8 protein-coding genes and 1 tRNA gene are annotated in these 11,792 nt (G+C 53.3%); 6 read left to right on the forward strand and 3 right to left on the reverse strand.

From position 1 onward, the window contains the following. Positions 1 to 308 precede the first annotated feature (308 nt). Positions 309 to 854, forward strand: a complete 546-nt coding sequence (locus tag ACZ52Z_RS15365) for an HIT domain-containing protein (RefSeq protein ID WP_464270806.1) — start codon at positions 309 to 311, stop codon at positions 852 to 854. Between the two features lie 124 nt (positions 855 to 978). Here the strand turns inward: ACZ52Z_RS15365 and ACZ52Z_RS15370 are convergent. Next, positions 979 to 1,055 (reverse strand) — tRNA-Arg (locus tag ACZ52Z_RS15370). Between the two features lie 92 nt (positions 1,056 to 1,147). Continuing rightward, positions 1,148 to 3,181, reverse strand: coding sequence for an Rne/Rng family ribonuclease (locus tag ACZ52Z_RS15375; RefSeq protein WP_464267654.1), 2,034 nt, complete (start codon positions 3,179 to 3,181; stop codon positions 1,148 to 1,150). 889 nt (positions 3,182 to 4,070) lie between these two features. Here ACZ52Z_RS15375 and ACZ52Z_RS15380 point away from each other — a divergent pair. Genes ACZ52Z_RS15380 through ACZ52Z_RS15400 form a run of 5 tightly spaced genes read left to right on the forward strand, consistent with a single transcriptional unit; the run spans position 4,071 to position 10,473 of the window. Beyond that, the gene (locus ACZ52Z_RS15380; protein ID WP_464267655.1) at positions 4,071 to 6,404 is read left to right on the forward strand and encodes an LPS-assembly protein LptD; all 2,334 of its coding nucleotides are present in this window, start codon (positions 4,071 to 4,073) and stop codon (positions 6,402 to 6,404) included. Between the two features lie 24 nt (positions 6,405 to 6,428). Further along, entirely contained in the window at positions 6,429 to 7,385 is a 957-nt protein-coding gene (locus ACZ52Z_RS15385; RefSeq protein WP_464267656.1) for an acetyltransferase, read from the forward strand. Positions 7,386 to 7,419: 34 nt separating this feature from the next. Beyond that, positions 7,420 to 8,463 carry a lytic murein transglycosylase gene (locus ACZ52Z_RS15390; RefSeq protein ID WP_464267657.1) on the forward strand — a complete coding sequence of 348 codons (1,044 nt, stop codon included), beginning with the start codon at positions 7,420 to 7,422 and terminating at the stop codon, positions 8,461 to 8,463. 16 nt (positions 8,464 to 8,479) lie between these two features. Further along, positions 8,480 to 9,655: a murein transglycosylase A gene (gene mltA, locus ACZ52Z_RS15395; protein ID WP_464267658.1), complete on the forward strand. Its 1,176-nt coding sequence runs from the start codon at positions 8,480 to 8,482 to the stop codon at positions 9,653 to 9,655. A 5-nt stretch (positions 9,656 to 9,660) separates the two neighbouring features. Next, positions 9,661 to 10,473, forward strand: coding sequence for an SAM hydrolase/SAM-dependent halogenase family protein (locus tag ACZ52Z_RS15400; protein ID WP_464267659.1), 813 nt, complete (start codon positions 9,661 to 9,663; stop codon positions 10,471 to 10,473). A 41-nt stretch (positions 10,474 to 10,514) separates the two neighbouring features. On the opposite strand, the gene aroA is transcribed toward ACZ52Z_RS15400, so the two are convergent. Next, positions 10,515 to 11,792 carry a 3-phosphoshikimate 1-carboxyvinyltransferase gene (aroA, locus tag ACZ52Z_RS15405; RefSeq protein ID WP_464267660.1) on the reverse strand — a complete coding sequence of 426 codons (1,278 nt, stop codon included), beginning with the start codon at positions 11,790 to 11,792 and terminating at the stop codon, positions 10,515 to 10,517.

The following is an 11,792-nucleotide window of genomic DNA, read 5'->3' on the forward strand; positions in this document are numbered from 1 at the left end:
AGGGACATTATCCCCACTAACCTCTGAGTAGTCAATCCCTCCACCATAGCTTCACCAGGAGAATATTTGGCTATGTACTCGCGTTGCACGAGAGCAGAAAGGAGCAGAAGCCATCAATTAGGATCTGTCAGAGTTGTGGTGGTGCCCGGTCGCATGGTCAAGATCAGCAAATACCCTAATGGTGTGTCCACCTCAGCCTCCCGAATCCTCTCATGACGAGCCGAAGCTGGAGTAACCGGATGCACCAAGAGGTTTCAACCTATAATGCAGGGGCAACAATCGTCTACTAGGGATGGCAATATACATTTATATGCGGTGGCACCAACAATGAACAGCCCCTGCGCATGGATAACATCAAGCAACGAGCTAAAGGTGGCAAGAACGCCTACGAGAACCTGCAAGTGCTTTGCTCCAAACGTAACCGCTCAAAGGGCAATAAGGATGATACCGATTTCAGGGGTGTTCCTGTAGAATCAAACCCGGACTGCCTCTTTTGCTACGATCAGTTGAAATCAAGGATCGTTGATGAGTACGATTCAGTATTCGCCATTAAAGACGGATTCCCCGTATCAGATAACCATATGCTGATAATCCCCAAACGGCATACCGCTGATTACTTCTCTCTCACCGAAAAGGAAAGGCGGGATGCGGACCGTCTGATTGAAATACTCAGAAATAAAATAGCTGAAGAAGATGAATCCGTCAGTGGGTTCAATATTGGTGTGAACTGTGGCGAATCAGCAGGGCAGACCATCTTTCACTGCCATATCCACCTGATTCCCAGGAGAGATGGGGATACGCCTAACCCCAGAGGCGGGGTGAGAGGAGTGATTCCTGACAAGATGGGATACTAGAGCTGACGCAATTGTTCTCAATTTATTGACAGGTCGGGGCAGTAAAAGACATTTCGTTGTTAGCCATATGTAAGCTGAAACAAAAACAGGGACTCAAGCGTAAAGCTTAAGTCCCTGGTATTACTGGCGCGCCAGGGAGGATTCGAACCCCCGACCTACGGATTCGTAGTCCGGCACTCTATCCAGCTGAGCTACTGGCGCATTTGTGAGGCACCCTTATACCCCGGTTTCACCGGTGGTGCAAGGTTTTTCTTTGGTGAGCACCCCTTTTCTCAAGGGGGGCTATAACCGGTTCAGTTGCCGTCACCATTGTTGTGCTGATTTTTGAGAAATTCAATTTGATTATCTGCCGGTCGCATGTCCGCGATTGGATAGATATCAATCATCGCCTGGTGCCTCTGCTCCAGCTCCCGCAACTCATGGCGCTTTTTATTGAGCAGGTACTGGGCGACTTCCAGCGGTAGCTTGCACACCACCCTGTCGACCTTTTTACGGCTGATGCCGGTTTGAATTCGTCGCAGGTAGTAAAGGGCCTGGGTCTCCACCGAGCGGACAACTCCGCGGCCACTGCAGTGTTCGCAGGTTTTGTAGCTGGCTTTTTCCACAGGTGAGCCCATTTTTTGACGGGAAATCTGCATCAAGCCAAAGCGGGATATCCTGCTGGTATCAACCTTCGCCTTGTCCCGCTTCATGCTTTGTCGTACTTGTTTTTCCACATCGCGGATATGCTTTTTGTTGCGCATATCGATGAAATCCACCACGATCAGGCCTCCCAGGTCGCGGAGACGAAGCTGACGGGCAAGCTCGGTTGCGGCTTCCATATTGGCGTGATAGATGGTTTCTTCGAAGTCCGCATTTTTGGAAGTCCGGCCGGAATTGACATCAATGGCTACCAGGGCTTCAGTGGGATCGATAACGATGGAACCACCGGACGGCAAGGTTACCTGTGGCTTAAAAATGGATTCAATTTGTTCTTCAATGTTGAACTGATTGAAAATGGGTTTGGAGCCACGGTGCATCCTGACCTTGATGTGTCGTTGCTTGGTGGGAAGCAACTTGACGAAATCTTGGACCCGCTCGTATGATTTTTCAGTATCGACCAAGATCTCTTTGATCTGCGAGCTGAAGTGATCACGAAGAAACCGGGTAATCATTTCTTCGTCTTCATAGATCAGCGCAGGTGCTTTCATGGTCTGGCCACGGAGTTTGATATCGTCCCACTGGAGAAGGAGGAATCGAAGGTCCTTTTGCAGAGCTCGCTTGGTGATGTCGACGCTCGCGGTACGGATGATATAGCCGATACCCTCCGGGATGTTGAACGCACTCATAATCTGTCGCAGGTTGGAACGGCGTTCTTCTCCGCTTATTTTGCGGGAGATGCCCGAGCTGTCGCTGCCGGGCATGAGCACGAGAAAACGACCGGGCAGGGAGAGATAGGTAGTGATGTTTGCCCCCTTGTTGCCGGTTACCTCTTTGACAACCTGTACAAGTACCTCCTGACCCTTTTTAACGACATCTTCGATTTTGAGCTTCTTCCACTGATGCTGAGCGATAAGCTGCCGGTTACGTTCACTGACATCTTGCCGGTAATATTCCGGATGGATTTCACTGAAGGGAAGAAAGCCGTTTCTCCCGGTGCCTATGTCAACAAAGGCAGCCTGCAGGTTGGGTTCAATTGAGACAATGATACCTTTGTAAATATTGTTTTTAGTGCGTTCTCGGGAGGCGGTGTTCACGTGGTAGGACTCAAGGCGTCCTTCCTCCACCTGGGCAATACGGCATTCCTCGGGTTCTTCGGCATTGATGAGGAGCTTGGCAGAGACAAGCTCCTCTGTGGCAGATTCCTGCTCTTTTTCCGTGTCGTTGGCTTCTTTATTTTCCCTTTTTCCTCTTTTTTCCCTTGTCTGCTTGCCTCGACCACCCTTTTTACTGGGAGGCTTTTCGTGCTTTTCCTCCTGAGCTACCGTTAATTCGGTTTCAGTGGTTATGACTTCAAGGTCATCAATTGCCTCTGGCTCTGCAGTATCTTCGCTGGATTCGTCTGCCTGCTCGGCAACGGTTTGTTCTGGAGGTGATGGGTCGGAAGGAGGTAAGGTGGATGCAGTGGGTTCGGCCGCAGGTTGTTGATGGGCCTCCTGTTGCGGCTCCGGCTCTTCTTCAGCGGGGGGGATCACTGGGGGAAGTGGTGAGGGAGGAGTTTTGTCCCTTTCGTCTGCTTCGTCTTTTGTGTGCAGCAGATCGCTGACACTCTTCCACCACGCACCGGTGGTTGCTTTGCGTATTGCGGGTTTGGTGTTTTGGGGCTTCTTTTTTGCTTCTTCGGTCATTCTAGGTCCTGAGCGTAATTGTTCGAGCAATCAGGTAGAGAGCCGATTGGGCCTGATTCGGGGACCCGTGGGAGAGGGACCCGGCTATGCCCGGTGGTGAGAGGAGAACGCATTGGATAGTCACGGGAACGGAGGTGCGCGACGAAAAATTCAGTCTGCTGCAACCGGATATTAGAGAAAAAATGTAGTGCTCCGGTGGTGAATGGCGTTCTTGAGTATTCTCAACGGCGTTTCGTTGATTGCTGCTTGTTATTGGGGCCGAAACAGTGACGGCCCGTATGACTCTTATTCATGACAGCACTTGGCTGTCTCTTGTACACAGTGTGTTTGCTATTCCGTCATCGACCTTCGGTCGTATGATGAAAAGGCCGTAATTCTCTTTGGCGCGAAAGGAGTCGCGCTCTCCAGCTATTTTTGCTCATCCGCATTGCCGTTTGGGGTGTCGCGCACGTTTCAGGGGATGAGCAAAGGGAGCTGTCGATGCAACCGCCGCACTGGGTAACGTGGGGATGAGGTAATTGGTTACCCTGGTGGCAAGGATTGCGTACTCTCTACTGGTCAACGCGATGACCGGGTACACAGGTCATGGGCACCTTTGATGGTTGACAAGCAGGCTGCCGGTATCTGCCATGCAACCAGCCGTTTCTTAAACTAAATCGGGTCGTGGTGCAAGGCAAATCTACGACTTTTGCCTTGACACAATTTGGCCATACGCGTACATTCCAACAGGTTTATCAACACTTTTATAGCGCTACTTGTATACACCATACACACCAATAAATCTCTCTTTAGATTGCTCGATAACCATTTTTATTGTCATGTTTGGGTGCCCCATCATCCACGAAACATTATACACTGTCCACTTTAACGTCCAGAGGAGCAGATCGAGGTGAAACACCGTACTTTTCAGCCCCCGATCAACAGCCTTTTTTTTCTTTTTGCCTTGACCTGTCTGCTACTGCCGCAAACAGGCCGTGCCGAGACCGTTGATGCCCTGCAATGGGAGATAACGGCAGACAAACTGACCCGTTACGAGGATCCGCCGACGGTTATTGCCGAGGGCAATGTCCTGCTGGAGAAAAAAGAGGAGGTGACCCGTCAGAAAAAGAAAAAGAAGCAGGATGACTGGAGCGACCTCTTAGGTGAGGAAAGCGACGCCGAGAAAGAAAAAGAACAGGAAGCTGAGCTGGTCACCAAAACCAAGGTTCTGACCACCATCAAAGCCGACTGGATGGTCTACGATGCCGACCTTGGCCGGGTAAAGGCACGCGGCAACCTGTTGATAGATATCGGGCCCGATCAGTTGGCCGCAGAGTCCGGGGTTGTGGATCTGGAGGCTGAGACCGGTACTTTTGAAAACGCCACTATTATCCGCCAGTATAAAGATATGCATCTGGAAGGGAGGGTGGTGGAAAAAACCGGTGACCTGAGCTACCACATTGAAGATGGGTGGATTATTACCTGTAAACTCAAAGAGGGGGAAACGCCTCCCTGGAGTTTTGCTGCTGCCGACGCCGATATTACCGATGGCGGATATGCCTTTCTTAAACACGCCACCTTCAGGGTCAAGGGGGTACCTGTTCTGTATACGCCTTACATGATCCTGCCGGCAAAAAGAAAACGTACGACCGGTTTTCTTTTTCCTTCCATCTCCACCTCTGACCGGGACGGATTTGGTTTTGAACTTCCATTTTTTATCAACCTTTCTCCCAACAGTGATATAACTCTTTATCCACAGTACATGGATGAGCGGGGATTGATGCTCGGCGGCGAATTTCGGTATGTGGTTGATGCAGATGACAAGGGCATGCTGATGGCCAACTACCTCAACGACAGTCTCAGCGACCCTTCCGAGGTCGAGTACTATGAGGAGACCGGCTACACCCATACCAACAAGGATCGCTACTGGGTGCGCGGCAAGGCGGATCAGGATATCGGCCTGTGGACCACTCGACTGGATTTGGACATCGTCTCGGATAAGGATTACCTGACCGAGTTTGAGACGGGTATGACAGGATTCGCGACCAGCCAAAACCGATTCCTGGATGTTTTTGGCCGTGGATTTCAGAACAAGACTGAACAGTACCGAACGAACTCCCTGGAAATTCTCCGCACTTTTGACAACGGGAGTTCCCTCCAGGGCCAGTTGCTGGGGATCAACGATCTGAGCGACCCCCAGAATATCCCTACCCAGCTATGGCGCCTGCCTTCCCTGAAATATACCGGGGTCGTTTCCCTGTTCGACAACAGTGGCATCGATTTCTCCTGGAATACCAACTATGTCAATTATTGGCGTGAAACCGGTGTCGGCGCGCATAGGGTCGATCTTTATCCAGAGGTGGACATCGCCCTGCCGCTGAGTCAGTACCTGGAGACCACGGTTAATGCCGGTATTCGCGACACCTTTTACGTCGTCCAGGTCGGTGGCGATGAAACCGATGAAGGTGCCAATCCCAGAGGATTTGCTGACGGTGACACGGAAAACCGGTTGATTGGCAACTTTGGCGCGGAAATTGGTACCACCATGATCGGTGACTTTGATGTCGATATTGCTAACGTGTATGCCTGGAGCCATACCTTCCGTCCGTATGTGGAATATGCCTACATCTCTGATGACGACCAGGAGGACCTCCCCTACCTGGACAGTGTGGATGCGATTGCCGATCAAAACGTAATGTACTACGGCATAGACAATTACTTTGATATCTACGGCGAGGAGGGTGGTTCTAAGTACAACCGGAGTTACGGCTATTTTAAACTGAAACAGGGCTATGATTTCCGCAGTGAACAAACCGATACTCCTTTGACCCCCATTGACCTGGAGCTTGCCTACTATCCGCTGAGGGACCTACGCCTCAAATACAAGTCAGAGATCGATGTGTATGGTGAAGGGGCGTATGCGCATACGGTTGAAGCTGACCTGCGCAGTAATCGAGGTGATTACCTGTCAGCAGACTATAAGTATAATGATATTCAGGGCACTAACTCCATCAGTCTGGATGCGTGGCTGGTCCTCCCGTATAATTTTGCCGTAGGCTATGGGATTGAACGGTCCATCGAAGATGAACAGACCGTGAAAGAGGATTTCAGTATCCTCTATCAGCCGGCGTGCTGGTCTGTGGAGTTTTTATCCCATCGCATCCCGGGCGACCAGACCTATATGCTCATGTTCCGCCTGGCCAATATTGGTAACCCTCTCGGGCTTGATCTGCCCGGGTTCTAAGAGCACCCCGGCTCCAGCGCAACCATGGAATACTACGACGTTTTTAATGGCGATGCTGATGGGATCTGCGCACTGCATCAGCTTCGGCTCGCCAGCCCGCAGCCCCAGGCACGCCTTGTCACCGGGGTCAAACGCGATGTCCAGCTTCTGCGCCGTATTCACCAGGTGCAGGAGGCAGAGATCACGGTTCTTGATATATCCTTTGACCGCAACCGCGGGGATGTGGAACAACTGCTCCGGCAGCAGAACCATATAACCTATATTGATCACCATTTCAGCGGCGATCTTCCCCAGTCACCGGCGCTGGAAGCACATATCGACCCAAACCCAGTCACTTGCACCTCGTTGATTGTGGATGAGTTGCTGGAAGGGAGGTATGCCCCATGGGCCGTTGCCGGGGCTTTTGGCGACAACCTGGATGAGGTCGCCGAAACCAAAGCCACCGGCCTTGGATTTTCTGTGGAGCAGGTTGCTCAGCTGCGTGATATTGGCCAATTACTCAATTATAACGGGTACGGGATTACGCTGGACGACCTGCACATTTCCCCGGCAGACCTCTATCACGAAGTGCATGCCTACCAGGATCCTTTTGTCTTCTACGATCGGTCGGCGACCCTCCATCAACTGAAGAGGGTCCATGCCCAGGACATGGAGCAGGCCAGGACCCTGGTACCGGTCCAGGAGACAGCTGCAGGGAGGGTGTATCAGCTCCCCAATGCCAGCTGGTCTCGGCGGATCGTCGGTGTGTTCTCCAACCTGGTTGCACGCGAAGCACCGGAAAAGGCCCATGCCACCCTGCTGGTGACCGATGACGGTAGCTATCGGGTCAGTGTCCGGGCTCCGCTAACCAACCGCACCGGCGCAGATACCCTGTGTCGTCAGTTTCCTACCGGTGGCGGCAGGGCAGCCGCAGCAGGTATCAATTCTCTGCCGGCCGATAGAGTGGACGCCTTTCTCGTCGCCTTTGTCAAACATTTCTAACCGGATTCGCTCACGTCGTCCATAGAGGTATCCCATGAAGAAGCGACCGGGAACAGTTCTGCTGCTCATTGCTGCATTTTGGTTGGGGACGTTCGGTTCCACCATTGATGTCCGGGCTGCCGAAAAAGCTGCTGATCTAGTCACCGACGGACAGCCGATCGATGTTACCAGCCAACCCTTTGTACAACTCTTTGCCGAACTGGAGCAGGAGCACGGATTCACCTCCACCGAACTGCACCGTTTGTTCAAGGATGTGACCATTAAGCGTCGCGTTCTTGTCCTCATGGACAAGCAGTGGGAGGCAAAACCCTATTATCAGTATTATCCATTATTTGTGACCAGCAAGGTCATTAGGCAGGGGAAGGAGAAACTCCGTCAGCACAGCAAGCTGCTGGGCAAGGTTGAGGAGACTTTTGGTGTGGACAGGGAGGTTGTTGTCGCCATCTGGGCCATTGAGACACGTTTCGGATCGTACCAGGGAGGATTTCCGGTACTCCAGTCCCTGGCCACGCTCTTTGCCGCCTATCCTCGCCGTTCCGCCTTTTTTCGCGAACAGCTCATCGATTTTCTCCTCCTTTGCAGAGATAACGGGGTGGACCCGACTTCGGTTAAAGGCTCCTATGCCGGAGCGTTTGGGCAGACTCAGTTTATTCCCTCCTCCTTTCGTACGTATGCCGTCAGTTTTGACGGCGACCAACAGCGGGATGTGTGGCATTCAATCCCCGATATCCTCGCTTCCATTGCCAACTATCTCAGTCGATTCGGCTGGGTTCTGAATGCTCCCGTGTATGCCGAATTGGGATATGAGCTGCATGATCGTCGCCTGCTGGCAGCAAAACTGCAGGGACGTAAGGGAAGGGTACCGGTAGAGACCGTTCGTGCAGCACAGCACTTGGCGCTGCCACCCTCGCCCGAAAACAAGCCGCTCTCCATCGTGGGGCTTGAGCTTGCCCCAGACGCCGCACACCCCATACGGTATGTTGCCGGATATCCCAATTTCCAGGCCATTACCGCCTGGAACCATTCCAACAGGTACGCCATGGCGGTCTCAGAGCTTGCCGAGGCCTTTGCCGAGTAACCCTGCCGTAGTGCTGATGCCAAGAACACTTCTTCCACTGTTGCTCACCCTGGCGACCCTCCTTTTTCTGCCTGGCGGGTGCAGCCACAAACCACTGGCAGCGGTCAGCCCGTCGGATTATCCCCGGTTCAGCGATGATCTGGACTATCGAGGCCTGGATGCGGCCATCACCCGCAGCCTGTCACACCTTCGCAGGCTCCCGCCCTCCACAAGGTATACTTTAGGCAGGCGTAACTGCACGGCCGGTGAATTAATCAGGGCCCTGGAGTTCTTTCGTCGTCTGGTCGCCCGAAGACCCGCACCGGCCTCGTTGAATACCCTGATTGCGCGATATTTTGAAGTCTACCAGGCCCGGGGCCTGAGCGGTTTTAATCCTGAGCGGAATATGCTGGTCACCGGTTACTATCAACCGCTCCTTAATGGCAGTCTGAAACCGACCGGAGAGTACCGGTATCCCCTCTATAAGGTGCCTAATGACCTGGTCATTCGGCATATCGCAGCGGGCAGAAAAGATCGAGTTGTGGGGCGCATGGAAGAGGGGCGGTTTCTTCCCTACTGGACGCGAGGTGAAATCGAAACCAACCAGTTGCTCGCAGGACAGGAGCTGGTCTGGCTTCGAGATCCGATGGACGCCTTTACCCTTCATATTCAGGGTTCCGGGCTCATTGCCCTTACCGATGGATCGATACTGGCTGTTCATTACGCCATGCGCAACGGTCGCGAATACCGGAGCATCGGCAAGTATATGGTCGACAACGGGATGATGGAGCTGGAAGAGGCAAGTCTCCAGGCCATCCGGTCCTATATCGCTGCCCATCCCGAGAATCGCGACCGAATCCTGCATCACAATGCGTCCTTTATTTTTTTTGAGCCAACCACCACCCATGGAGCCATCGGTGCTCTCGGCCAGGAATTAACCCCAGGCCGCTCTATTGCTGCTGATAGATCCTGTTTCCCCCCCGGGGCCCTCGCTTTTCTTCGTTCCAGGAAACCGGTGATCAGCAACGGGAGAGTCGTGAAATGGGATGATCTGCAGCGTTTTGTCACCATACAGGATACCGGCTCTGCTATTCGTGGTCCCGGCCGGGTTGATCTGTTTTGGGGAACCGGGGCAGAAGCCGGAATGGCTGCAGGCCGGATGAAAGAAGATGGGGCATTATTCCTGTTGCTACTCAAACCGCAACAAGGGTAGGGAATATGGGGCCGTCGGGAATTGTGACCCTGATAACGGATTTTGGTCTGCAGGATCCCTATGTCGGGCAATTGAAAGGAGCCCTGCTGAGCCGATGGCCAGGGGTGAACATTGTGGATATCACCCATGGTATCGACAGCCAGGATATCCGAAGCGGCGCCCTTGCCCTGCTCACCAGTTTCAGCCATTTTCCCGAGCGGACCGTTCACCTGGTGGTTGTGGATCCGGGGGTGGGAACCTCGAGGAGGATCCTGACCGCTGCAGGCGACGCCCACTTTTTCGTGGTCCCGGATAACGGGTTGCTCTCGCCCTTGATCGAGGAAGGGCGGATAACGGAGATACGGAGGGTGGTGGAGTCGACGCCAGCCGCCAGTGCCACCTTTCATGGCCGCGATATCATGGCCCCGGTGGCTGCGGATATTGCTTCGGGAAAATCCTTTGCCGCAACCGGCATCCCTCTGACGGCTGGGGATTGCACTTTACTGGACCTTTTTCCGGTGGCTGGCCAAGAGGATCGGATCACAGGGGAAATTATACGGATTGATCATTTTGGCAATATCCGTACCTCTATTCGTCAGGCACATATCCTTCAGAGAAAGTGGAACGCGCTAGAGCTTTGCGCTCAGATCAGGAGTCAATGGATAAACGGGCTGACCAGGACCTATGCTGAGAGGGAGGTCGGAGAGTTGTGTCTGCTGGTTGACAGCGATGGGTTTCTTGAACTGGCCGTTAACCAAGGTAGTGCAGCCACGCTGCTCAATGCGGGAGTTGGTGAACAGGTGATCGTTTACAAGAAACCGCCAGAGGCACCACCCTGAACCAGAGGCCCTTAACCCGCATTGCTCAGGCGAATTTCGGGCTAATCATTCAATTGACCAAAGCGTTCCCAAAAGTCAGGAAATGACTTGCTGACGCAGGACTCACCGGTAATCTTAACACCAGGTATCCGCAGGCCGGCAACTGCAAAGCACATGGCCATACGGTGATCATCGTAGGTCTCCAGCGTGGCTCCGTGGTAGGTGCTGCTCTCTTTCCGGCCATGAATCCGCATCCTGGAGGGTTCTTCCTCCACTTCCACCCCCAGTTTTCGTAATTCGTTGACCACAGCGGAAATGCGATCACATTCCTTGATTCGCAGGTGGGCGATGTTGTTGATCGTCGTTGTCCCTTCGGCAAAGGCCGCCACCACCGCCAGGGTTGGAGCAACATCTGGCATGTCGCCCATATCCACTTCAATGGCTTCAAGTGATTGCGGACCCTCAACCGTTACTCCACCATTTTTTTGGGATACCTCGCAACCCATTCGAGCAAGGAGCGGCACCAGGTTGGCATCCCCCTGCAGGGAAGGCACGGGCACATTGGACACCGTGACTCTCCCACCGATGATTGCAGCTGCTGCCCAGAAATACGAGGCGCTGGATGCATCCCCTTCGATCATGTAACTGCATCCGTTGTATTTGCCCTGGGGAATGCGAAAGGCGTTCAGCGTCGGAGCCGCCTCCACCCGGATGCCGAAGTCTGCCATGACAGCCAGCGTCATTTCCACGTATGGTTGGGAGAGCACCTCACCGAGCACCTCCAGTTCAGCGGGTTCAGCGGCATAAGGAGCGACGAGCAGCAGGGAGGAGAGGTATTGACTGGATTTTCCTTCAGGGAGGATGGTTCTTCCTCCACCGATGCCGTTGGAGTGAAGGGTAAGGGGGGGACATCCGTTGTCTGCATCGCTTTGAATATCCACGTTCCATCCCTGAAGGGCCTGCATCAGAGGAAGGATCGGCCGTTCCGACATCCGGTCGCTGCCGGTTATGTGAAAAATACCTTTACCCAGAGCCGCTACAGAGGTCAAAAACCTGGTGGCGGTGCCGTTATTTCCCAGATAGATGGGTTGCTCGGGCTGAATAATTCGGCCGCCACTTCCGTGGATTGTCCATGCATCAGGTGCTTGGTCCTCAATGTCGACTCCCATGGCGCGAAGGGCACCGATAGTGTAGGCAGTGTCTTCACTGGCTAAAGGACCGAGGAGAGTGGAAGAACCCTCGGCTAATGCAGCAGCGATAAGTGCTCGCTGGGTAAGGCTCTTGGAACCGGGTACCGAGACAACAGCGTCAATGGTGGCAACAGGTGTAATTTCAATCAT

Source organism: Desulfogranum aggregans, from assembly GCF_055398265.1.

Bases quoted from the DNA above. Each gene is read 5' to 3' on its own strand.
- ACZ52Z_RS15375 (WP_464267654.1), bottom strand. From the start codon at position 3,181: ATGACCGAAGAAGCAAAAAAGAAGCCCCAAAACACCAAACCCGCAATA.
- ACZ52Z_RS15385 (WP_464267656.1), top strand. From the start codon at position 6,429: ATGGAATACTACGACGTTTTTAATGGCGATGCTGATGGGATCTGCGCA.
- ACZ52Z_RS15390 (WP_464267657.1), top strand. From the start codon at position 7,420: ATGAAGAAGCGACCGGGAACAGTTCTGCTGCTCATTGCTGCATTTTGG.
- mltA (WP_464267658.1), top strand. From the start codon at position 8,480: ATGCCAAGAACACTTCTTCCACTGTTGCTCACCCTGGCGACCCTCCTT.
- ACZ52Z_RS15400 (WP_464267659.1), top strand. From the start codon at position 9,661: ATGGGGCCGTCGGGAATTGTGACCCTGATAACGGATTTTGGTCTGCAG.
- aroA (WP_464267660.1), bottom strand. From the start codon at position 11,792: ATGATTGAAATTACACCTGTTGCCACCATTGACGCTGTTGTCTCGGTA.